Source organism: Burkholderia lata, from assembly GCF_000012945.1.
GTDB lineage: Bacteria > Pseudomonadota > Gammaproteobacteria > Burkholderiales > Burkholderiaceae > Burkholderia > Burkholderia lata.
On sequence record NC_007511.1, the window covers coordinates 800,876 to 824,086 of the forward strand.

At 68.7% G+C, this 23,211-nt stretch carries 18 protein-coding genes; 9 read left to right on the forward strand and 9 right to left on the reverse strand.

Features of this window, described 5'->3' with window-relative positions:
- Positions 1 to 6: 6 nt before the first annotated feature.
- Both BCEP18194_RS26325 and BCEP18194_RS26330 read right to left on the reverse strand, forming a co-directional pair.
- On the reverse strand, positions 7 to 1,794 hold the full coding sequence (locus BCEP18194_RS26325) for an SDR family oxidoreductase (protein WP_011354317.1): 1,788 nt from the start codon (positions 1,792 to 1,794) through the stop codon (positions 7 to 9).
- 45 nt (positions 1,795 to 1,839) lie between these two features.
- Positions 1,840 to 2,739: a M24 family metallopeptidase gene (locus BCEP18194_RS26330; protein WP_011354318.1), complete on the reverse strand. Its 900-nt coding sequence runs from the start codon at positions 2,737 to 2,739 to the stop codon at positions 1,840 to 1,842.
- 352 nt (positions 2,740 to 3,091) lie between these two features.
- Between BCEP18194_RS26330 and BCEP18194_RS26335 the strand changes: the two genes are divergently transcribed.
- Entirely contained in the window at positions 3,092 to 3,322 is a 231-nt protein-coding gene (locus tag BCEP18194_RS26335; protein ID WP_041493203.1) for a hypothetical protein, read from the forward strand.
- A 30-nt stretch (positions 3,323 to 3,352) separates the two neighbouring features.
- Here BCEP18194_RS26335 and BCEP18194_RS26340 read toward each other — a convergent pair whose 3' ends face one another.
- From BCEP18194_RS26340 to BCEP18194_RS26350, 3 genes are all read right to left on the reverse strand, one after another.
- Entirely contained in the window at positions 3,353 to 4,126 is a 774-nt protein-coding gene (locus tag BCEP18194_RS26340) for a slipin family protein (protein ID WP_011354319.1), read from the reverse strand.
- On the reverse strand, positions 4,123 to 5,700 hold the full coding sequence (locus BCEP18194_RS26345; protein ID WP_011354320.1) for an NfeD family protein: 1,578 nt from the start codon (positions 5,698 to 5,700) through the stop codon (positions 4,123 to 4,125). The genes BCEP18194_RS26340 and BCEP18194_RS26345 overlap by 4 nt, the downstream gene beginning before the upstream one ends.
- Positions 5,701 to 5,821: 121 nt before the next feature.
- Positions 5,822 to 6,856 carry an AraC family transcriptional regulator gene (locus BCEP18194_RS26350; protein WP_011354321.1) on the reverse strand — a complete coding sequence of 345 codons (1,035 nt, stop codon included), beginning with the start codon at positions 6,854 to 6,856 and terminating at the stop codon, positions 5,822 to 5,824.
- 137 nt (positions 6,857 to 6,993) lie between these two features.
- Here BCEP18194_RS26350 and BCEP18194_RS26355 point away from each other — a divergent pair, with 137 nt between their 5' ends.
- The 7 genes from BCEP18194_RS26355 to BCEP18194_RS26385 all read left to right on the forward strand — a co-directional run bounded on the left by BCEP18194_RS26355 (position 6,994) and on the right by BCEP18194_RS26385 (position 15,714).
- Positions 6,994 to 8,127, forward strand: a complete 1,134-nt coding sequence (locus BCEP18194_RS26355; RefSeq protein WP_011354322.1) for an acyl-CoA dehydrogenase family protein — start codon at positions 6,994 to 6,996, stop codon at positions 8,125 to 8,127.
- Positions 8,128 to 8,354: 227 nt separating this feature from the next.
- The gene (locus BCEP18194_RS26360) at positions 8,355 to 10,061 is read left to right on the forward strand and encodes an AMP-binding protein (protein ID WP_041493204.1); all 1,707 of its coding nucleotides are present in this window, start codon (positions 8,355 to 8,357) and stop codon (positions 10,059 to 10,061) included.
- A 110-nt stretch (positions 10,062 to 10,171) separates the two neighbouring features.
- Positions 10,172 to 11,686: a CoA-acylating methylmalonate-semialdehyde dehydrogenase gene (locus tag BCEP18194_RS26365; protein WP_011354324.1), complete on the forward strand. Its 1,515-nt coding sequence runs from the start codon at positions 10,172 to 10,174 to the stop codon at positions 11,684 to 11,686.
- Between the two features lie 18 nt (positions 11,687 to 11,704).
- Positions 11,705 to 12,604 (forward strand): 3-hydroxyisobutyrate dehydrogenase, encoded by a 900-nt coding sequence (gene mmsB / locus BCEP18194_RS26370; RefSeq protein ID WP_011354325.1) that lies wholly within the window; start codon positions 11,705 to 11,707, stop codon positions 12,602 to 12,604.
- On the forward strand, positions 12,604 to 13,395 hold the full coding sequence (locus BCEP18194_RS26375) for an enoyl-CoA hydratase (protein WP_011354326.1): 792 nt from the start codon (positions 12,604 to 12,606) through the stop codon (positions 13,393 to 13,395). The genes mmsB and BCEP18194_RS26375 overlap by 1 nt, the downstream gene beginning before the upstream one ends.
- On the forward strand, positions 13,392 to 14,531 hold the full coding sequence (locus BCEP18194_RS26380; RefSeq protein ID WP_011354327.1) for an enoyl-CoA hydratase/isomerase family protein: 1,140 nt from the start codon (positions 13,392 to 13,394) through the stop codon (positions 14,529 to 14,531). The genes BCEP18194_RS26375 and BCEP18194_RS26380 overlap by 4 nt, the downstream gene beginning before the upstream one ends.
- A gap of 139 nt (positions 14,532 to 14,670) precedes the next feature.
- Entirely contained in the window at positions 14,671 to 15,714 is a 1,044-nt protein-coding gene (locus tag BCEP18194_RS26385) for an AbrB family transcriptional regulator (RefSeq protein ID WP_011354328.1), read from the forward strand.
- Between the two features lie 55 nt (positions 15,715 to 15,769).
- On the opposite strand, the gene BCEP18194_RS26390 is transcribed toward BCEP18194_RS26385, so the two are convergent.
- Positions 15,770 to 16,675 carry a LysR family transcriptional regulator gene (locus BCEP18194_RS26390; RefSeq protein WP_041493205.1) on the reverse strand — a complete coding sequence of 302 codons (906 nt, stop codon included), beginning with the start codon at positions 16,673 to 16,675 and terminating at the stop codon, positions 15,770 to 15,772.
- Between the two features lie 176 nt (positions 16,676 to 16,851).
- On the opposite strand from BCEP18194_RS26390, the gene BCEP18194_RS26395 reads away from it, so the two are divergent.
- On the forward strand, positions 16,852 to 18,390 hold the full coding sequence (locus BCEP18194_RS26395; RefSeq protein WP_011354330.1) for an MFS transporter: 1,539 nt from the start codon (positions 16,852 to 16,854) through the stop codon (positions 18,388 to 18,390).
- 42 nt (positions 18,391 to 18,432) lie between these two features.
- Here the strand turns inward: BCEP18194_RS26395 and BCEP18194_RS26400 are convergent, their stop codons facing one another.
- The 3 genes from BCEP18194_RS26400 to BCEP18194_RS26410 are packed head-to-tail and all read right to left on the reverse strand — an operon-like array spanning position 18,433 to position 23,079.
- The gene (locus BCEP18194_RS26400) at positions 18,433 to 19,806 is read right to left on the reverse strand and encodes an efflux transporter outer membrane subunit (RefSeq protein WP_041493206.1); all 1,374 of its coding nucleotides are present in this window, start codon (positions 19,804 to 19,806) and stop codon (positions 18,433 to 18,435) included.
- Positions 19,807 to 19,819: 13 nt separating this feature from the next.
- The gene (locus BCEP18194_RS26405; RefSeq protein ID WP_011354332.1) at positions 19,820 to 21,883 is read right to left on the reverse strand and encodes a MacB family efflux pump subunit; all 2,064 of its coding nucleotides are present in this window, start codon (positions 21,881 to 21,883) and stop codon (positions 19,820 to 19,822) included.
- Positions 21,884 to 21,885: 2 nt separating this feature from the next.
- Entirely contained in the window at positions 21,886 to 23,079 is a 1,194-nt protein-coding gene (locus BCEP18194_RS26410) for an efflux RND transporter periplasmic adaptor subunit (RefSeq protein ID WP_011354333.1), read from the reverse strand.
- Positions 23,080 to 23,211 lie beyond the last annotated feature (132 nt).

Genomic DNA, 23,211 nt, shown 5'->3' on the forward strand with positions numbered 1-23,211 from the left:
GCGCCGTCAATGCGATGCCATGCTGACGCGGGCGATCATCCGGCCGAGCCACGGCATGAAACGGCCGACGAAGCGCATCGCGTGCGCCTCGCCGCCGACCGCGACGACGGGGCGGTTGCGCAGCACGCCGTCGACCATCGCCTGTGCGACGGTTTCGGGTTTCAGGCCGCGCATCTGGTACAGCTTCGTCGCGCGCTTGCGCAGCCGCGCTTCGTCCTGTGCATTGGCGCCCGCGTATTGCGTCGACGCCATGATTCCGGTCTCCGCGAAGCCGGGGCACACGGCCGTCACGCCGATGCCTTGCTCCGCGAGTTCCGCGCGCATGCATTCGCTGAGCATCAGCACGGCGGCCTTCGTCGTCGCATACGCGGGCAGGTCGCGCGACGGCCCGAACGCGGCGGCCGATGCGGTGTTGACGATGTGGCCGCCGGTGCCGCGCGCGGCCATCTGCTGCGCGAACAGCCGCGAGCCGTGGATCACGCCCCACAGGTTCACGTGCAGGATGCGCTCCCAGTGCCGCGTGCTCGTGTCGAGGATGCCGCCGGCCATGCCGATGCCCGCGTTGTTGATCACGACGTCCGCGCCGCCGAGTGCGCTGCCGACCCACGTTGCCAGCGCTTCCATTTCATCGGCGGACCCGACGTCAACGCGCTTTGCGTGCGCTTGAGCGCCGGTCAATCCGATCAGCAGCGCGGTGCGTTCGGCGCTCGCGAGATCGATGTCGCACGCGACGATCGTCGCGCCTTCGCGGGCGAACGCGAGCGCCGCGCAGCGGCCGATGCCGCTGCCCGCGCCGGTCACGACCGCGACCTTGCCGCTGAAACGGCCGCTCGTAGCGCGGCGGCGCGCGTTTGCAAGCGCGGGCGGTTCGTTGCCCGATTCGACCGCATCGATCAGTTGCCCGGCGAGATCCGCGAAGCGCGCAGGATCGGCGAGCGGCAGCCAGTGGCCGGCCGCGACCTCGCGGCGGTAGTACTGCGGCACCCATCGCGACAGGTTCTCGGACAGCGCGGGGCTCACGTATTTGTCGCCGAGCGGCACGATCGTCTGCACCGGCGCATGCGCGTAGCGTTCGCGCGGGGCGAACAGGCAGCGGATGAAGTTCGCGCGATAGAGGCGCACGCCGCGCGCGCCGTCGTCGGCCTGGGTCGGGCGCGGCGTGGCGGGCGTTTTCTCGAGCCGGCGCAGCAGGCGCGGCCACGCGCGGCCGAGCCACAGCCGCCAGCCGAGCTCGGGGATGAACGGCAGGTGGAACAGGTACACGTACCACGACCGCACGAGCTGGCCGCCGAGCTTCGCGAGCGATGCGGGCGTCGGGCGCAGCACGCGTTCGCGCAGCCAGAAGCCGACGTGGTCGAGGCACGGCCCGGAACACGACGTGTACGACGCGATGCGGCCGGCGAGGCGCGGGTCGGTGACGAATTCCCAGCCCTGGATCGAGCCCCAGTCGTGGGCGATCAGGTGCACGGCGCGGCCGGGGCAGAGGGCGTCGATCACCGCGACGAAGTCGTCGGTCAGCTTCGCGAGGTGGTAGTCGGCCGTGCGCTTCGGCACGCCGGACAGGCCCGCACCGCGCACGTCGTACGCGATCACGTAGTGCTTGCGCGCGAGCAGCGGCGCGACGTGCTGCCAGACGCTGCTGTCGTCGGGATAACCGTGCACCAGCACGACCGGCGAGCGGGCCGGGTCACCCCAGGTCTTGACCGCGAGCGTCAGGTCGCCGGAGGCGACTGCCGTTTCGCTATGAACCGATTCGAACAGGGCCAGCGGCGCTTCGTCGGAAAGAGGCTGCATCGTGAGTCCGTCGTTCAGGGATTCGGGAGGAAGGGCGCGTCCGCGTCAGGCGGCGGCCGGCACGGTCGCAATGGCCTGCGTGCGCTCGGCCTGGCGGCGCTGCCAGCGGCGCACGTGCGGCAGGTCTTCGTCGAGCCAGTACGCGTCGTCTTCGGTGATGACCAGCAGCTCTTCGAATTTCGCGCCGACGCCGGCGAAGCCGAGATGCGGCTCGACGGCCCAGAGGCCCGGCACCGGCGCATGCTCGGAGCGGCGGTCGATCGACCACAGTGGCGACCAGCCCTGCTGTTTCGCCGCGCGGCCCTGGTCGAGCAGCAGGTTGCGTGTTGCGTTCAGCCCGAAGCGCGCGACGAAGCGCGGCTTCGACAGCTTGTGGATCTTCGCGACGCGATGCGCGAGCACCTTGAACGGATAGGCCTTGTGGCGCGGCTCGACGCCCTGGCGGCGGCACAGCGCGTCGACTTCCTGCGCGACTTCGGCCATCGACCGGCGCTCCTTCACGAGCCGCACGATCATGTCGCGGTGGTCCATCAGGTCGTCCTGCAGCTGTTCGAGGATCGGGTTGTGGCCGAGGCAGTGCGCGTAGCCGACGTCGGCCACGATGCCGTCGAGTACCGGCGCGACGTCGAGGATCACCGGCATGTCGGTCTCGAGCTGGCGGTTGCTCGGGAAGAACGCGAGATTGAAGCCGCCCATGTGCTTGAGGCCCGAAAAGCCTTCGAACGCGGTGCGGTCGCCGAACCACGCGAACGGCTTGTGCAGCCAGTCGTGCACGCCGTTGTCCTGCAGCCATTCGGTCAGCAGGCGCGCGGCCTCCTTTTCGGTGATGCCGGGGTAGAGCATCGCGCCGACGGTTTCGACGCAGCGGTACGCGAGTTGCTGGACCGCGCGGAATTGCGGCAGCTCGTCGAGGTGGACTTCCGGCAGCGGATGGTGATCGGCCATGATGCGTCTCCGTTTGGGGCGCTGATCCGGAATGCGCCCGCCGGCGTCACCAGTGCGGGTTATTCAGTCAGCATTTAATGCGTCATTGAGCAATGTAATGATCATAGACGGTTCCGGGACGCGCGCCAGCCCCCAGAGGTGAGGATTTGTCCTAATGGAAGGGGGAAATGGAGGGGAAGCTCTAGATTGGGTGGGGGCATGATCGTGGCCAGCCTGGTGCGACACACGATGCCCCGATGACACTTGTTGATCGTTCTGGAGTACCGCAAGAAGCACTCAGGATCCGCCGGCATCCGTGCTGCAACACACTTAAACTGCTCAACGACAACCGATTCAAGAAATAGGATCCAGCATGACTCATCCGATTTTTGACCTGCTGACGAAGCTGGATAGCGCACATGTGGCTTATGCGCTCAGTCGCCATCGTCCCGACACCATTCTCGTTTCCGTGACAGTCGTGGGACAGCGTATCGAGATCGACGTGTTCGATGACGGACACATGGAAGTTTCCCGATTCGTGGGTAACGAGGATGTCGAAGGCGGTGCCGAACTGATTGACGCCATCCTTGCATCAGTGGCCTAGGGGGCAATCGACGTACGCGAGGCCGCGCGCTCACCCCTCCCGCTTCCCCCCCAACCGCTCCAGCAACGCCCCCAGCAGATCGACCGGCAGCGGAAACACGATCGTCGAGTTCTTGTCCGCCGCGATCGTCGTCAGCGTCTGCAGGTAGCGCAGCTGCATCGCCTGCGGCTGCAGCGCGAGCCGTTGCGCGGCCTGCAGCAGTTTCTCCGACGCCTGCAGTTCGCCTTCCGCATGAATCACCTTCGCGCGCCGCTCGCGTTCGGCCTCGGCCTGCCGCGCGATCGCGCGGATCATCGTCTCGTTCAGGTCGACGTGCTTGATCTCGACCGTCGACACCTTGATCCCCCACGCATCGGTCTGCGCGTCGAGCGTCTTCTGGATGTCGGCGTTCAGCTGTTCGCGCTCGGCGAGCAGCGCATCGAGTTCGTGCTTGCCGAGCACCGCGCGCAGCGTCGTCTGCGCGAGCTGGCTCGTCGCCTCGAAGAAGCGCGCGACCTGGATCACGGCCTTCTCCGGATCGACCACGCGGAAATACACGACCGCATTGACCTTCACCGACACGTTGTCGCGCGTGATCACGTCCTGCGCGGGCACGTCGAACACGACGGTGCGCAGGTCGATCCGCACGACCTGCTGGACGATCGGGATGATCAGCACGAGCCCCGGCCCCTTCACCTTCCAGAAGCGGCCGAGCATGAACACGACACCGCGCTCGTACTCGCGGAAGATGCGGATCGACGACGCGACGAGCACGACGACGAAGACGATCAGGACGCTGCTGAAGCCGAACGTGTAGCCGATCATGAAGGTTCTCCCTGGTGTTGTTCTTGATGGTGTTCCTGCCCCGGCACGTCGTAGAGCGGGGCGACCGTGAGCAGCAGCCCGTGGCGGCCGGTGACACGCACGCGGCAGCCGGCGGCAAGCGGCGCGCTGCTGGCCACGCGCCAGCGCTCGCCGCGCACGCGCGCCCAGCCGGCGGCGGACGGCGCGGTGCCGGCCGCACCGTGCGGCTGGTCGGCCAGCAGGCCGTCGTCGAGCACTTCGCCGATGCTGCCGACCATTGCCTCGGCGCCCGTCACGACCGGGCGGCGCCGCGCGCGCAGCGCGACGCTCGACACGCCCGCGACGAGCAGCCCGCCGCCGAGCGCGAGGCTCGCGATCACGGGCCACGGAATCCCGTAGCCGGGCACGTCGGTGTCGATCAGCATCAGCGCGCCGATCGTGAACGACACGATTCCGCCGAACCCGAGCACGCCGAAGGTCGGCAGGAACGCCTCGGCGACCAGGCAGCCGAGACCGAGCAGCACGAGGCCGAGGCCCGCATAGCTGATCGGCAGCAACTGCATCGCGAACAGCCCGACCAGCAGGCAGATCGTGCCGACGACGCCCGGCAGCACGAAGCCGGGGTTCGCGAACTCGAAGAACAGGCCGTAGATGCCGATCGTCAACAGGATCAGCGCGACGTTCGGGTCGGCGATGATCGCCAGGAAGCGGCTGCGCCAGTCAGGCTCGAGCACGACGAGCGGCGCATGGGCGGTCGCGAGCCGTACCGTGCCGGCGGTGGTCGTCACGGTGTGGCCGTCGAGCTGGCGAGCCAGGTCGGCCGGGTCCTGCGCGATCAGGTCGACCACATGCTGCGTACGCGCCTCGTTCGCCGACAAACTCACGGCCTCGCGCACCGCGCGCTCGCCCCATTCGGCATTGCGCCCGCGCAACTGCGCGAGGCCGCGGATATACGCGGAGGCATCCTGCATCGCCTTGCGGATCTCGGTCGATTGCGTATCGGTCGGCAGCGCGGCCTGCGTGGCGGCCGCATCGGACGCCCCAGACGCCCCCGAGGTGCCGGCCGGCGCGTGCGGCGCCGCGGGATTTCCGCCCGGCGGCGCGGCGCCGCCGATGCCGAACTGTACGGGCGACGCCGCGCCGAGATTGGTGCCGGGCGCCATCGCCGCGAAGTGGCTGGCATAGACGATGTAGGTGCCCGCGCTCGCGGCCCGCGCGCCGCCCGGCGCGACGAACGCGGCGACCGGCACCGGCGAGCCGAGGATGGCCTTGATGATCTGCCGCATCGACGTGTCGAGGCCGCCGGGCGTGTCGAGCTGCAGGATCGCGAGCGGCGCGTGCTGGCGGGCCGCGCGGTCGAGCGAGCGGACAATGAAATCGGCACTGGCCGGGCCGATCGCGCCGTTGATCGGGATCACGACCACCGGGCGGGCGGCGGCGGGTGCCTCGGCTGGCGATGGCGCGGCGACCGCCGCACACACGACGAGCAGCGCCGCGAACAGCGCGGCGCGCGCGACCCGCGCGGACAGCGGGTGACGAGGGTGGCCGCCGGGCGTGGCAGGCGCCGGCGGCGGCCCATGACGATGAAAGTGCATCGCGGCGTCCGGGCGGCGCGCGGCCGCGTGTCGTCCGGCTGGCGGAAAGGGCGTAGGCCCGATGCTTAAAGATTAGGCGGTTTCGGCACAAAGCGCGAAGCGACGGCCGTGCCGGCCCGCTTCAGCTCGCGCCGCCGCCCCGCGCGAGCACTTCGTCGCGATAGTCGGCCGGGCTGCGCCCGCTCCATTTGCGGAACGCGCGGTAGAACGCGCTCGGTTCCGCGAACCCGGTCGCGGCCGCGACGTCGGCGATCGTGCGCGCGGGGTCGGCCAGCGCCTCAAACGCGAGATCGCGCCGCAGCGTGTCCTTGATCGACTGGTACGCGTGGCCTTCCTGATGCAGCTTGCGGCGCAGCGTGGCCTCGGCCACGTGCAGCCGCGCGGCCATCCCGCCGGCGCCGGGCCAGGCGGCCGGCGGCATTCCGCGGAGCACCGCACGCACGCGCTGCGCGAGCGCGTTCGGGTTGCGGTACTTGACGATGAAGCTAGCCGGCGCGTTGCGCAGGAACGTCTTCAGCGTCTTCGCGTTCTGCACGACCGGCAGCGTCGCGAATTCGGGATCGAAATCGACATACGAATCGGGTTCGTTGAATCGCATGTCGTCACAGAACATCGACGGGTATTCGTGGTCGGCGGGCGGCGTGTCGCAGCGGAAGCTCGCATGCAGCAGCGGGATGCGCCGCCCGATCAGCCAGCAGGTGAGCCCGTAGACGATGATGAAATAGGTCGCGTACGTGAACATCGCGGGCGTCGCGCCGTTGTTGCGGTGCACGAAGCGCAGCCGCACGCGCTGCGGGTTCGCGTCGAGCTCCGCGTGCAGGTCGTCGAGCACGCAGTGCATGAAATTCACCGCGCGCGCCATCGCGTGCAGGCCGTCCCGCGCGGACAGCGCCGCCTGGCTCATCGCGATGAAGCTGCCGCTGCGCATCGGGTGGCGATCCTGCCCGAAAAACTCGTCGTCGAGCGTGCGCGCGATCGCGTTCCACAGCGCGCCGTATTGCTGCGCGGAGACCCGTGCGCGCGGCTGCCCGAGCAGCGCGGGCGCGATGCCGGCCTGCGCGAGCAGCGGCTCGGCGGCGACGCCGCGCCGGGTCGCGAGCGCGACGCTGTAAGCGACGAGGCTGATCGCGACGGTTCCCTTGTCTTCCTGCTTCATCCGTGCCGCCGGTGTGGCAAAAACGCTCAGTGTAAATGAGCGACGCGAGCATCGAACAGTCGCGCCTGCTTGCCTACACTTGTTGCATCGAAACGCAAGGACGGTCGCGCCCGGCGGCCGCGGGAGACAGCAGCACCATGGACGAGCTTTACACCGAAGACCAGCGGATGATCCGCGATGCCGCGCGCGCGTTTGCCACCGAGATGCTGGCACCGAGCTCGGCGCAATGGGACCACGATGCGCACCTGCCCGACGAGATCGTCGCGCAGCTCGGCGAACTCGGCCTGCTCGGGATGATCGTGCCGCAGGAGCTGGGCGGCTCGTATACGGACTACGTGGCCTATGCGCTGGCGATGGAGGAGGTTGCCGCCGGCGACGCCGCGTGCGCGACGATGATGAGCGTGCACAACTCGGTCGGCTGCGGGCCGATCCTCGGTTTCGGCACGCCGGCGCAGAAGGATCGCTGGCTGGCCGAAATGGCGTCCGGCCGCGTGATCGGCGCGTTCTGCCTGACCGAGCCGCAGGCAGGCTCCGAGGCGAACAACCTGCGCACGCGTGCGGAACTGCGCGACGGTAAATGGGTGCTGAACGGCGCGAAGCAGTTCGTGACCAACGGCCAGCGCGCCGGCGTCGCGATCGTTTTTGCCATGACCGACCCGGAAGCCGGCAAGCGCGGCATTTCCGCGTTCCTGGTGCCGACCGACACGCCGGGCTTCATCGTCGGCAAACCCGAGAAGAAGATGGGCATCCGTGCGTCGGATACGTGCCCGATCACGTTCGAGAACTGCGCGATTCCGGAAGAAAACCTGCTCGGCAATCGCGGCGAAGGGCTCAAGATCGCGTTGTCGAACCTCGAAGGCGGCCGTATCGGCATCGCCGCGCAGGCGCTCGGCATCGCGCGCGCCGCGTTCGACAAGGCGCGCCGCTATGCGGGCGAGCGCGTGCAGTTCGGCAAGCCGATCGCCGAGCACCAGGCGATCCAGCAGAAGCTCGCCGACATGGCCGTGCAGATCAATGCCGCGCGCCTGCTCGTGCATCACGCGGCGAAGCTGCGCACGGCCGGGCTGCCGTGCCTGTCGGAAGCGTCGCAGGCGAAGCTGTTCGCATCGGAGATGGCCGAGCGCGTGTGTTCGGACGCGATCCAGATCCACGGCGGCTACGGCTACCTGGTCGATTACGAAGTCGAGCGTCACTATCGCGACGCGCGCATCACGCAGATTTACGAAGGCACCAGCGAAGTGCAACGGATGGTGATCGCACGGCAGCTTTGAGCCGCGGCGGTTGCCCCGGCGACAACGTCAGCAGGGCACGAGGGCAGCGCGGCGAACGCGGCACGCAATGACGTGACCGTGCGCCGCAACAGAGGCAACCGGGCATGGGCTGCAGCGCATACCCGGTTGACCGCGACGCATGGAGACTTGCCAGCGCATGGGATCCACGTAAGCGACAAGGCGCTCACGCGGGTCGACCGCACGAGGCACGGAGACTGGAGGACACGATGACGGTACAGGCATTCCTGAACGCACGCGACTTTCTGCTGCGCCATCGCACCGACTACGAAACCGCTTACCGCGAGTTCGAGTGGCCGGTGCTCGACGCGTTCAACTGGGCGCTCGACTACTTCGACCCGATGGCGCGCGGCAACGACCAGCCCGCGCTGTGGATCGTCGACGCGGCGACCGGCACGGGCGATCCGTATTCGTTCGCGCAGATGTCCGAGCGTTCGTCGCGGATCGCGAACTGGCTGCGCTCGATCGGCGTCGTGCGCGGCGACCGGATCCTGCTGATGCTGCCGAACCGTGTCGAGCTGTGGGACGCGATGCTCGCCGCGATGAAGCTCGGCGCGATCGTGCTGCCTGCTACCACCCAACTGTCTCCCGACGACGTTCGCGACCGCGTGCAGATCGGCGGCGCGAAATACGCGATCGTCGACGAGAACGAAACCGCCAAATTCGAACAGCCGGATCTCGGCCTCGCGCAGAAGATCGTCGCCGGCGCACCACGCGCGGGCTGGCTCGCGATGAACGACGGCTATGCGGCGAGCGCCGAATTCAACCCGGACGCCGTCACGCAGTCGAACGAAGCGATGCTGCTGTACTTCACATCGGGCACGACGTCGAAGCCGAAGCTCGTCGAGCATACGCACCGCACCTATCCGGTCGGCCATCTGTCGACGATGTACTGGATCGGCCTGCAGCCGGGCGACATCCACTGGAACATCAGCTCGCCGGGCTGGGCGAAGCACGCGTGGAGCTGCTTCTTTGCACCGTGGAACGCGCAGGCGTGCGTGTTCGCGTTCAACTACGCGCGCTTCGAGCCGAAGGTGGTGCTCGATGCGCTCGTCAAATACCAGGTGACGACGCTGTGCGCGCCGCCGACCGTGTGGCGCATGCTCGTGCAGCAGCCGCTCGCGTCGTTCGATGTGAAGCTGCGCGAGATCGTCGGCGCGGGCGAGCCGCTGAATCCCGAGATCATCGAGCGCGTGAAGAAGGCGTGGGGCATCGCGATCCGTGACGGCTACGGCCAGACCGAAACGACCTGCCTGATCGGCAACTCGCCGGGCCAGCCGGTCGTCGCGGGTTCGATGGGCCGGCCGCTGCCCGGTTACCGCATTGCGCTGCTCGACCCGGACGGCATGCCCGTGACCGAAGGCGAGGTCGCGCTGCCGATCGGCGCCGACGTCACGCGCCCGGTCGGGCTGATGAACGGCTATGCGAACAACCCCGACGCGACGGCCTACGCGATGCGCGACGGCCACTACCGCACGTCGGACATCGCGATGCGCGGCGACGACGGTTACTACGTGTACATCGGCCGCGCGGACGACGTGTTCAAGTCGTCCGACTACCGGCTCAGCCCGTTCGAACTCGAAAGCGTGCTGATCGAGCATCCGGCGATCGCCGAGGCGGCTGTCGTGCCGAGCCCCGACCCCGTGCGGCTGTCGGTGCCGAAGACCTTCATCACGCTGCGCCAGGGCTACGAGGAAAGCCCCGAACTCGCGCTGGAAATCTTCCGTTTCTCGCGCGAGAAGCTCGCGCCGTACAAGCGCATTCGCCGCCTCCAGTTCGCGGAGCTGCCGAAGACGATCTCGGGGAAGATCCGCCGCGTCGAATTGCGCCGCCGCGAGATCGAGCGTGGCGACGACGCAAGTGAACGGATGCCCGGCGAATACTGGGAAGAAGATTTCGCCGCTGAATTGAAGTGACGTGACCGCGGGCCGCGCGCGCCGCATTCCGCGGCCGCCGCCCGCAGCCGAATTGAACCGGCCGCGCGGCGCTATCGCGCTACGCGGCCCTCTGCCAGGAGATTGGATCGATGAACGCGAATTCGAAAGACGTGCCGACGGTCAAACTGCTGATCGACGGCGCCTTCGTCGAGTCCGCCACGAACGAGTGGCGCGACATCGTCAACCCGGCGACGCAGCAGGTGCTCGCGCGCGTGCCGTTCGCGACCGTCGCGGAAGTCGACGCGGCCGTGCAGGCCGCGCACACCGCGTACGCGACGTGGAAGAACACGCCGATCGCCGCGCGCATGCGCATCATGCTGAAGTTCCAGGATCTCGTGCGCACGAACCAGCAGCGCATCGCGAAGACGCTGACGGCCGAGCAGGGCAAGACGATTCCCGATGCCGAAGGCGACATCTTCCGCGGCCTCGAAGTGGTCGAGCATGCCTGCTCGATCGGTTCGCTGCAGCTCGGCGAATTCGCGGAGAACGTCGCGGGTGGCGTGGATACCTACACGCTGCGCCAGCCGCTCGGCGTGTGCGCAGGCATCACGCCGTTCAACTTCCCCGCGATGATTCCGCTGTGGATGTTCCCGATGGCGATCGTCTGCGGCAACACGTTCGTGCTGAAACCGTCGGAACAGGACCCGCTGTCGACGATGGAGCTCGTCGAGCTCGCGGTCGAGGCCGGCGTACCGAAAGGGGTGCTGAACGTCGTGCACGGCGGCAAGGAAGTGGTCGATGCGATCTGCACGCATCCGCTCGTGAAGGCGATCTCGTTCGTCGGCTCGACGGCGGTCGGCACGCACGTGTACAACCTCGGCAGCGCGAACGGCAAGCGCGTGCAGTCGATGATGGGCGCGAAGAACCACGCCGTCGTGTTGCCCGACGCGAACCGCGAGCAGGCGATCAACGCGCTCGTCGGTGCGGGCTTCGGCGCGGCCGGCCAGCGCTGCATGGCAACGTCGGTCGCGGTGCTCGTCGGCAACGCGCGCGACTGGCTGCCGGACATCGTCGCGAAGGCGAAGGCGCTGAAGGTCAATGCGGGCGCGGAAGCCGGCACGGATGTCGGGCCGGTCGTGTCGAAGGCCGCGAAGGAACGCATCCTGTCGCTGATCGACGCGGGCGTGAAGGAAGGCGCGAAGCTCGAACTCGACGGCCGCGACGTGAAGGTGACCGGCTATGAGCACGGCAACTTCGTCGGCCCGACGATCTTCTCGGGCGTGAAGACCGGCATGTCGGTCTACACGCATGAAATCTTCGGCCCGGTGCTGGTCGTGATGGAAGCCGATACGCTCGACGAAGCGATCGCGCTCGTCAACGCGAACCCGTTCGGCAACGGCGTCGGCCTGTTCACGCAGAGCGGCGCGGCCGCACGCAAGTTCCAGAGCGAGATCGACATCGGCCAGGTCGGCATCAACATCCCGATCCCGGTGCCCGTGCCGTTCTTCAGCTTCACGGGCTCGCGCGGCTCGAAGCTCGGCGATCTCGGCCCGTACGGCAAGCAGGTCGTGCAGTTCTACACTCAGACCAAGACGGTCACCGCACGCTGGTTCGACGACGATACGACGGCCGGCCCGGTGAATACGACGATCCGGCTGCACTGAGCGACGGAGGACACGAACATGAAAATCGGATTTATCGGCCTCGGCCACATGGGTGCGCCGATGGCGCTGAACCTGCTGAAAGCCGGCCACGAAGTGCACGCATTCGACCTGAGCGCCGATGCATTGCGCGCGCTGCAGGATGCCGGCGCACAGGTGGCTGCATCGCCGCGCGATGCGGCATCGGGCGCGACGTTCGTCATCACGATGCTGCCGGCCGCACCGCACGTGCGCTCGGTGCTGTCCGGCGAGAACGGCGTGCTCGCCGGCCTCGGCGCGGGCGCGACCGTGATCGATTCGAGCACGATCGACCCGGCGAGCGCGCAGGCGTTCGGCGCGCTCGTGCGCGAGCACGGCGGCGCGTTCGTCGATGCGCCCGTGTCGGGCGGCACCGGCGGCGCGGCGGCCGGCACGCTGACCTTCATGGTCGGTGGCAGCGACGCGGATTTCGAGCGCGTGAAGCCGGTGCTCGCGGGCATGGGCAAGAACATCGTCCACTGCGGCGCGACGGGGATGGGGCAGGTCGCGAAGGTCTGCAACAACCTCGTGCTCGGTATCTCGATGGCGGCCGTGTCGGAGGCGATGTCACTCGGCGTCGCGCTCGGCATCGACCCGAAGGTGCTGGCCGGCATCGTCAACACGTCGACGGGCCGCTGCTGGAGCTCGGATACCTATAACCCGTATCCGGGCGTGATCGATACCGCGCCGTCGTCGCGCGGGTACTCGGGCGGCTTCGGCACCGACCTGATGCTGAAGGATCTCGGCCTCGCGAACGATGCGGCGAAGCAGGCCCGCCAGCCTGTTTATCTCGGCGCGCTCGCGCAGCAGCTGTACCAGACGATGAGCAGCCGTGGCGACGGCCAGCTCGATTTCTCGGCGGTGATCCGCCTGTACCAACCGGCAACGAAGAAGGACGCGTGATGATCGAACTGGACTACGTCGACGACGGCGCGATCGCGTGCGCGACGCTCAAGCGTCCGCCCGCGAACGCCTTTACCGCCGACGGGCTGCAGCAACTGCAGGAAACCGTCGCCGAACTGAATGCGAACCCGCGCGTGCGCGCGCTGGTGATCACCGGCGACGGCCCGAAGTTCTTCAGTGCCGGTGCCGACCTCAACACGTTCGCCGAAGGCGACCGCGCGGTGGCACGCGCGATGGCGTCGCGCTTCGGCGCGGCGTTCGAGGCGCTGCACGACGCGCGCGTCGTGACCATCGCGGCGATCAACGGCTATGCGATGGGCGGCGGGCTCGAATGCGCGCTCGCGTGCGACCTGCGAATCGCGGAGACGCATGCGCAGATGGCGCTGCCCGAGCCGTCGGTCGGCCTGCTGCCGTGCGGGCTGGGCACGCAGACGCTGCCCTGGCTCGTCGGCGAAGGCTGGGCGAAGAAGATCATCCTGACCGGTGCGCGTGTCGACGCAGCCACGGCGCTGCGGATCGGCCTCGTCGAGGACGTCGTGGAGTCGGGCGCGTCGCGCGATGCCGCGCTGGCGCTCGCGCGCAACGTCGCGCGGCAGAGCCCGCACGCGGTCGCGTACAGCAAGGAGCTGATCGGCCTCGCGCGCCGCGGCGTGCCGCGCAGCGCGGCGCTCGCGGTCGAGCGCGAACGCTTCGTCGACCTGTTCGACACGAACGATCCGCGCGAAGGCGTGGCCGCGTTTCTCGGCAAGCGCGCGCCGCAGTGGAATACGGACGGAGAGCCGCAACGATGAGCACGCCGGTGACGAATCACGACGCGTTCGCGGAGCACGCACCCGAGGTGCTGTTCCGCGTGGTGAATCGCGTGGCGCTGATCACGCTGAACCGGCCGGCCGCGCTCAATGCGCTGTCGTACGCGATGATCGGCGAGCTGGCCGCGCTGCTCGAGCGCTGCCGCAATGACGACCAGATCGTCGCGGTCGTGCTGCGCGGCGCGGGCGAGAAGGGCTTCTGCGCGGGCGGCGACGTGCGCGCGCTGTACAAGATGGTCGCGCAGCGCGAAACCTGGCTGCCGTTCTTCGTCGACGAATACCGGCTCGACTACGCGATCCATACGTTCCCGAAGCCGGTGGTCGCGCTGATGGACGGCGTGACGATGGGCGGCGGCATGGGCCTCGCGCAGGGCGCGGCGCTGCGCGTCGCGACCGAGCGCAGCAAGATCGCGATGCCGGAGACGCGCATCGGCCTCGTGCCCGACGTCGGCGCGACGCATTTCCTGTCGCGCATGCCGGTCGAACTCGAGCTGTACGTCGGGCTGACCGGCGCGATGCTGTCGGGCGCCGATGCGCTGACCGCGAAGCTCGCGGATCTGTGCGTGCCGTCCGCGTGGCTCGACACGTTCGAGACGCGCATCGAAAGCGTCAAGTGGGAAGGCGATGCGCTGCCGTTGCTGCGCAAGGTGTTCGAGCCGCCGTGCAACGTCGTGCCGCACGCGGCGCTCGACGGCCAGATGCCGTGGATCGTGCGTCACTTCGACAAGCGTTCGACCGTCGAGCGGATCGTCGCGACGCTGACGCAGGATCTTGCGCGTGAGGACCTGTCGCGCGAGCACCGTCAATGGCTGCAGACGACCCTCGATGCGCTCACCGGCCACTCGCCGACGATGCTGTACGTGACCCGCGAGGCGCTTCTGCGCGGCCGGCAGATGACGCTGGCCGAATCGTTCCGGATGGAGCTCGGCATCGTCGCGCGCGCGATCGAGGAAGGCGACTTCTGCGAAGGCGTGCGCGCCCATCTCGTCGACAAGGATCGCAAGCCGCGCTGGGCGCCCGCGTCGCTCGTCGAACTGCGCGCCGAACGCGTGCGGCATTTCCTCACGTCGCCGTGGAAGCTGTTCGCGCATCCGCTGGCGGCGCTGGGCGCGGATTGATCTGTCGGCATCGGCCGGCGGCGTGCAAGGCGGCACATGTTTCGGCATGTGCCGCTTTTCTGTTTCGAGTCCGACATTTCATTCAAGCCGCTTCCAATTGCATTTCCATGCGGATTTTCCGGAGCCAGGTCGCTTCCCGATGAAAACTCTTGCGTATCTTGCCTGCCTGACCGCGGTCGGGCTCGTGCTGCGGGTTGCGGGCGTGCCGCATGGCCTGCTGCTCGGCGCGATTCTCGCCGCGTCGATCGCAACCAGCCGGTTCGGTTTCGCCCCCAGGCTGCGCTTCGGCCTCGAATTCGTGCAGATCGTGCTCGGCACGGCCACCGGCTTGCTGTTCAGGTCGTGGGACACGCAGATGGTCGTCTCGATCGTGCCGAGCCTGGGCGTCCTGCTCGTGTGCCTGGCCACGCAGATCGTGGTCGGCAGTCTTTGGCTGTCCCGCGTCTCGGGCTGGAACCGGGCCGATTCACTGCTGGCCGTCTATCCCGGCGCACTCGCCGCGGTATTCGACCTGCTGGAATCCGAGCGCGCGTCGGCCAAGGTGATCGTCGTGCATCTCGTGCGGCTCCTGTCGATCACGGTCCTGGTCAGTTGTTTCATTCCGGCGCAGGCGGGCGCGCCGCAGCAAGCGGCTGTCGCTGCATTGCCGGTCGACACGTGGCTGGCGCTGGCCGCGTTGGTGGCGCTGTGCGTGCTGGCCGGGCGGGCGTTGCTCGGGCTCGGTGTGCCGGCGCCGTTCATGATCACGGCCATCGTGCTGACCGGCGTGTTCGTGCGCGCGGGATGGCTGCATGACGTCGAGGTGCCGGCGTGGTGCGTCGATGCGGCGTCGGTCATCCTGGGCGCGCTGATCGGTGCGCAGTTCCGGCAGATCACGCTGGCGGACGGGTTGCGATACGGCCGAACCGGCCTTGCGTGCATCGCGCTGATGCTGACGGTGGCCGGTGCGTTCGCGTGGGGGATGGCGCGGCTGTCCGGCTACGGCGTGCTGCCGCTGTGGCTCTCGTATGCACCCGGGGCCATCGAGACGATCACGATCGTCGCCTATGGCGGCGGGTTGAACGTCGTGTTCGTCCTGTCTCATCATCTGACGCGGCTGGTCGTGCTGCACTTCGCGCCGGCGGCACTCGCCCGCGCGCGCCGCCGGCGCATGCTGGCGATCGACGGCGGCGACGCGACGTAGCGCGGGCAGGGCGGAGATGTCGCCCGTACGGGCGCGGCACCGTGCGCAGTCCTGCCTATCGTTCGATCATCGGCGGAATCGCCTGCGCGAACGCGTCGATCACGCAGCGCGTCTTGCGCGGCAGGTAGCGCGTCTTCGGCCAGATCGCGTGGATGTCGCCTTCGCAGACGAAGCAGCGGTCGAGCACGACCGTCATCTCGCCGCGCTTCACGTAGTGGTCGAGCAGCCAGCTCGGCAGCCATGCGATCCCGAATCCCGACGCGCCGGCAGCCGCGATCGCCTGCACGTCGTCGAAGCTGAGCTGGTGCGGCATGTCGATCCGTACCGTCGAGCCGTCCGGCGCGCGCAAATCCCACGGTTGAATCACGCCCGAGCGTGAATACGCGATCGTCCGGTGGTCTTTCAGGTCGTCGAGCGTCTTCGGCATCCCGTAGCGGGCGAGATACGACGGCGCCGCGCCGAGGCTGCCGTATTGCGTGCCGAGCCGCCGCACCGCGAGGCTCGTGCTGTCCGCGAGCGTGCCGATCCGCACCGCGAGGTCGATGCCTTCCTCGACGAGATCGACGAAACGGTCGGTGATCGACACGTCGATCCGCAAATGCGGATAGGTGCGCGCGAGATCGAGCACGATGGGCGTCACGCAGTGGTGCCCGAACGCGAGCGGCACGCTCAGGCGCAGCTTGCCGCGCGGCTCGTTGCGGCCGCAGTCGAGATCGGCTTCGGCCGCTTCCAGTTCCGCAAGCGCGCGCACGCAGCGGTCGTAGTACGCCTGGCCGTCGTCGGTCAGGCTCTGGCTGCGCGTCGTGCGCTGCAGCAGCCGCGCGCCGAGCCGCTTCTCGAGCCGCGCGACCGCCTTGCCGACGGCCGAACGCGTCATGTCGAGCCGCTCCGCGGCGAGCGCGAAGCTGCCCGATTCCACTACCTGGACGAAGGTCGTCACGCCGTCGAGTCTGTCGGTCATGGGAGGGGGGTAATTGAGTCCTGCAGTTCCCCAGTCTGGAGAAGTACGTGCGTCAATGGGGATGGAAATTCTCACTATAGTACCGATTCCCGTCCAGCGTGCGTCGCCGGCCGCACGCGGCGAATCCTTCTCACCTGGAGGCGCGCGGCTCGTTGCCGGGCCGTGGCGCAATACGCATGACGCTATCCGACTCCCGCAGGAATGCGGTCGCACTCGCGGCCGTCTGTCTCACGTCGCTGATGTTCGGCCTCGAAATCTCGAGCGTGCCGGTCATCCTGCCGACGCTCGAACACGTGCTGCACGGCGATTTCAACGGCATGCAGTGGATCATGAATGCGTACACGATCGCATGCACGACCGTGCTGATGGCGGCCGGCACGCTTGCCGACCGGTTCGGCCGCAAGCGCGTGTACGTGATCGGCACCGTGCTGTTCGGTGCGACGTCGCTGCTGTGCGGGCTCGCGCCGAACGTGCCGGTGCTCGTCGCCGGCCGGCTGTTGCAGGGCGCCAGCGGCGGCGCGATGCTGATCTGCCAAATTGCGGTGCTGTCGCACCAGTTTCGCGAGGGCCGCGAGCGTGGCCGCGCATTCGGGATCTGGGGGATCGTGTTCGGCATCGGGCTCGGGTTCGGGCCGATCGTCGGCGGCGCGATCGTCGCGCTGGCAAGCTGGCCGTGGGTGTTCCTCGTCCATGCGCCGCTCGCGGCCATCTCGCTCGTGCTGATCGGCGGCGCGGTGCAGGAGTCGCGCGATCCGCACGCGGGCAAGCTCGACGTGGCGGGCATCGTCACGCTGTCGCTCGCGGTGCTCGGCCTGGCGTTCTATATCACGCAAAGTGCGGAGCTCGGGCTGACCAGTGCTGCCGGCCTCGGTGTGCTCGGCGCGACCGTGGCGGCGCTGGCCGGCTTCGTCATCGCGGAACGCGCCAGTGCGCGGCCGATGTTCGACTTCTCGGTGTTCCGGATCCGCGCGTTCACCGGCGCGATCTTCGGTTCGATGGGGATGAACTTCAGCTTCTGGCCGTTCATGATCTACCTGCCGATCTGGTTCCAGGTCGCGCTCGGCTACGACAGCGTGACGGCCGGCCTCGCATTGCTCGCGTACACGTTGCCGACGCTGGTCGCGCCGCCGTTCGGCGAACGGCTCGCGCTGCGTTACGGGCCGGGTGTCGTGATCCCGGGCGGCCTGTTCACGATCGCGGCGGGTTTCGCGCTGATGCGGATCGGCAGCGCGGCCGACCATGCAAGCTGGATCACGATGCTGCCCGGCTGCGTGATCGCCGGCATCGGCCTCGGGCTCACGAACACGCCGGTGACCAACACGACGACGGGTGCGGTGCCGAGCTCGCGGGCCGGCATGGCGTCGGGCATCGACATGAGCGCGCGGATGATCTCGCTCGCGCTGAATATCGCGGCGATGGGCTTCGTGCTGGTCGCGGGAATCGTCGCGAGTCTGAAGGGCGGGGTCGCGGGCACGATCGGTGACGGGGCACTGCGCCGGCTCGCGCAGGAGATTGCGTCCGGTCGTACCGACGGGCTGCACGAGATCGCGCCGGCCCTCGCGCAGGCCGACCCGACCGGCGCGGCGCTGCACGCTGCGCTCGTGCACGGGTTCGGCTGGGTGATGGTGTACGGCGCGGCGGGCGTGGCTCTGCTCGCGACGGCGAGCGCGGTGGCGTTCGCACCGGCGCGGCGCGGGGCGCCCGTGTGCGAATGACGCGGAGCGTGGCCGGCGCGGCCGGCTCGATGGGCGCGCCGGTCAGGACATCCCGCCGCCGAGCGCGCGGTACAGCGTCATCTGGTTGTTGAGCCGGTTCAGGCGCGTCAGTTCGTCGGCGCTTTGCGCGTCGCGCAGCCGCTGCTGCTGGTCGAGCCACGGCTGCACGGCGGTCGCGCCGGCCGCGAAGCGCGCGGCGGCCAGCCGCTCGGCGCGCTGCGCCTGGGCCAGCGACAGCGCGCGCTGTTCGGCTTCGCGCTCCAGCTGCACGCGCGCCGACAGCGCATTCTCGACTTCCGCGAGTGCCGTGTAGAGCTTCTGGCGGAACCCGACGACCGCTTCCTCGTACTGCGTCTTCGACACCTTGATCTGCAGCTGCATCGTGTTCCACTGGATGAACGGCAGTGCCAGGCCGAGCCCGAGCGTGCCGACCGGATTCATCAGCACGCGCTCGAGGCTCGTGCTCGACGTGCCGGCCTGGCCGGTCAGCGTGAAGGTCGGGTAGAAGCTCGTGCGCGTCGCGTCGACCTGCGCGAGTGACTCGCGCAGCCGGAATTCCGCGGCGCGCAAGTCGGGGCGCCGGCCGAGCAGGCTCGCGGGCAGGCCGGCCGCCACTTCCGGCGGTGCCGCGACGGGCAGCGCCGCCGGTTCGGCCGCGAGTTGCTGAGGCGGCCGGTCGAACAGGATCGCGAGTGCGTGGCGGTTCTCGGTGCGCTGCTGGATCAGTTGCGTCTGCGCGGCGCGTTGCGCGGCGAGGCTCTGTTCGGCCTGTGCAAGATCGAGCCCCGACACGGCACCGGCCGTGTGCTGCGACCGGACGACCGCGAGCGTGCGGACCGCATACGCGATGTTTGCGTCGCCGAGCGCGATCTGCCGGTTCAGATAGCCGATCTGCCAGTACAGCGACGCGGTCGTGCCGATCAGTGACAGCCGTGCGGCTTCGAGATCGGCCGCCGTCGCATCGGCCTCCCAGCGCGCCGCGTCGCGCAGCGCGGCCAGCCGGCCCCACAGGTCGATTTCATAGCTGAGCGAACCGGTCACGCCGCTCGTCCGGCTCATCTGGTGCGTATCGAGCGTGCGCGACACGGCGCCGTTCGCGCCGAGCGACACGTTGGGCGTCAGGTTCGTATCCGCGAGCCCGGCCTGCAGTTGCGCGCGGTACACGCGGATCGCCGCGATCGCGAGGTCGTTGTTGGCGCGCAGTGCATCGTCGATCAGCGCGTCGAGCTGCGGATCGCCGAAGCTGCGCCACCAGTCGCGTGGGGTGGCGGGCGCGTTGGCCGCGGCCGGTGCCGCCCAGTTCGCGGGCATCGCGACGGCGGGCAGCGGCTCATGGCGTGCGCCCGCGCAGCCGGCGAGCAGCGCGGCCGCGCACGCGAATGCGCCCAGGCGGTGAAGCGGTGAGGAATGCGTCATGGCGGGCCTTGCGTCAGTCGCGCGCGAGCGCATCGATCGGATCGAGCCGTGACGCGTTGCGCGCGGGCATGAAGCCGAATATCACACCGGTGAGCGTCGAGCAGACGAACGCGGTCACGATCGCGCCGGCCGAGAACACCATCTTCCACTGCGCGACGAACATCGAGAACAGCGCGCCGAGTCCGAACGACAGCGCGATGCCGATCGTGCCGCCGAGCAGGCAGACGAGCACGGCCTCGACGAGAAACTGCTGCAGGATGTCGGACTGGCGTGCGCCGACCGCCATCCGGATGCCGATTTCGCGCGTGCGCTCGGTGACCGACACCAGCATGATGTTCATCACGCCGATCCCGCCGACGACGAGCGAGATCACGGCGATCAGCGACAGCAGCAACGTGAGCGACTGGCCGGTTTTTTCGACGGTCTTCACCACGCTGTCCATGTTGTACGTGAAGAAGTCCTTGCGGCCGTGGCGCTGCGTCATCAGCTTTTCGAGGCTTTTCTCGGCGGCGGCGCTCGGCTGCCCGTCGCGCACGCGCACGGTGATGCTGTCGAGATAACGCTGCCCGAACAGGCGCCCGCTTGCCGTGGTGTACGGCACCCACACGTTCAGGCTCTTCACGCTGCCGAACGCGCTCTTCTTGTCGGCCGTCACGCCGATCACGACGCACGGCACGTTGTCGACCAGGATCACTTCGCCGATCGGGTTGCGCGTCGCGCCGAACAGCTTGCGGCGCGTGTTCTGGTCGATCACGGCCACCTGCACCTGGCGGCGCACCGCGTCCTCGTCGAATGCGACACCCAGCGCGAAGCGCATTCCTCGCGCCTGGAAGAAGCGGTCGCCGACGCCGCTCACGAGCGCGTTCACGTCGACGTTGCGGTAGCGCAGCAGCAGCGTGCGCGACGTTTCGGGCGTCGCGCTGTCGACGTACGGCTGCTCGGTGAGCGCGGCGACGTCGGCGGGCACGAGCGTCTGGATCGCGTCGGCGCGGCTGTCGCCCCAGTCGGTGCCCGGATAGATGTTGATCGTGTTCGTGCCGATGCTGCCGATCTCGTCGAGCATGTAGCGCTTCGCGCCTTCGCCGATCGCGACGATCGACACGACCGACGTGATGCCGATGATGATGCCGAGCATCGTCAGCAACGTGCGCAGCCGGTGCGACACGAGCGCGATCCACGCCATCCGGCAGGCCTCGGCGAAGCGGCCGGAGCCGGCCGCGAAGCGGCGCGTGCGCGTGCCGGTATCGACATGCGGATCGGTGTCGACGGCTGCGGGCGGCGCCGGCGTGTCATGGCGATTGCGGGTGGGAGACTCGCCGACTGCTGCTTCGGACGCTTCTGCCGCTTCTGCTGCGTCCACGCCCGCTTCCGCGAGGGCTTCCGCATAGTGCCGGTTCGGCCGGTCGGCGACGATCTCGCCGTCGCTGATCTCGATGATGCGCTTCGCATGGCGCGCGACGGCCTTGTCGTGCGTGACGATGACGATCGTATGGCCGAGTGCGTTCAGCTCGTGCAGGATGCGGATCACGTCCTGGCCGCTTTTCGTGTCGAGCGCACCGGTCGGTTCGTCGGCGAGGATCACCTGGCCGCCGTTCATCAGCGCACGCGCGATGCTCACGCGCTGCTGCTGGCCGCCGGACAGTTGCCCGGGGCGATGGTGCGCACGATCCGCGAGCCCGAGGCGCGCGAGCAGTTCGCGTGCGCGTGCGTGCCGCTCGGCGCGCGGCGTGCCGGCGTAGATCGCGGGCATTTCGAGGTTCGCGACCGCGTCGACGTGCGGCAGCAGGTGATAGCGCTGGAACACGAAGCCGAAGTGTTCGCGGCGCAACTGCGCGAGCTCGTCGCTGTCGAGCATGTGCGTGTCGCGTCCGCCGACCGTGTAGGTGCCTTCGCTCGGGTGATCGAGGCAGCCGAGGATGTTCATCAGCGTCGACTTCCCGGAGCCCGACGCGCCGACGATCGCGACGATCTCGCCCGCGTGGATCGACAGGTTGACGTTGTTCAGGACAACGACATCCTTGTCGCCGGCCGGAAAACGCCGGGTGACGGCAGCGAGTTTCAGCAGGGGCTGGCGCATCGTCACACCACGTCCGCCAGCGGCGCGTGGTCGTCACCGGCCGCTTCGCCGATCACGACGCGTTCGCCGTCCTTCAGGCCGGCCAGCACTTCGACGCGCACGTTGTTGTTGATGCCGATGCGGACGTTGCGCGTTTCCGTGCTGCCGTCGGCGCGCAGCACGCGCACCGCGTAGGTGCCGTCCTTGCGCTTCTCGCCGAGCGCGGCGGCCGGAATGCTGAGCGCGTTGCGGGCGTTGCCGAGCACGATGTTGACTTGCGCGGTCATCGAGATGCGCAGCCGATGCTCGGGATTCGGCACTTCGAACAGCGCGTTGTAGAACACGGCCGAGTTCGGCTTCGAGCCGCCGCCCGCGCCGCCGCCGAGCGGGCTCTGCGCTTCGGCGTAGTTCTGCGGCGCCGGCTCGATCGCGCGCAGCTTGCCGTAGTGGCGCTTGTCCGGTTCGCCGAGGATCGTGAAATACGCGGTCTGGCCGGCACTCACGCGGATCACGTCGGCTTCCGACACCTGCGCCTTCACGGTCATCGTGTCGAGATCGGCGAGCTTCAGGATCACCGGTGCCTGCTGCTGCGCGATCACGGTCTGGCCTTCCTGCGTGACGACCGCGACGACCTCGCCGTCGATCGGCGCGACGATGCGCGTGTAGCCGAGGTTGGCCTGCGCGGTCTCGATCTGGATGCGGGCCGAGCGAATCTGCGCAGCGAGTGACGAGAGTGTCGCGCGCTGCACGTCGAGCGCCGCGCGCGCGGCCTCGAACGATTCGCGCGAGGTTGCGTCGTCGGGCAGCATCGCCTGCTGGCGCTTGAACGCGAGTTCCGCCTGCGTGAGTTGCGCGGCGGTCGATTGTTGTTGCGCGCGCAGGCTTTCTTCGCTGGCGCGCGCCTGGCGCAGTGCGTTTTCCGAGATCACGGGATCGATCTCGGCGAGCCACTGACCCTTCGTGACCTTGTCGCCGAGCTTGACCTTCAGCGACTTCAACTGCCCCGACACCTGCGCACCGACGTCGACCTGCCGGAAGGCCTGCAGCGCGCCGGTTGCCAGCACCGCGTTCTCGAGATCGCCGCGCGAGACGGGCGCGGACAGGTATTGCGGATGCTTGTCGGGCGCGCACGCCTTCAGCGTGACGCCGGTGGCGATCGCAACGATGGCAAGGGAAGCCAGCACGATGCGCCGGCGGCGATGGGTCTTCTGAGTCATGAGCGTGCGGCGAGGATCAGGCGGTGCCGGCGATGCGTGCGGCCGGGCGGGACGATCCGGTCGGCGTCGCAGGTCGGGCAGGTTGCCCGCGACGGCATCCGCGTACGCATCGCGCGGGCGTGCCGAGTCGAA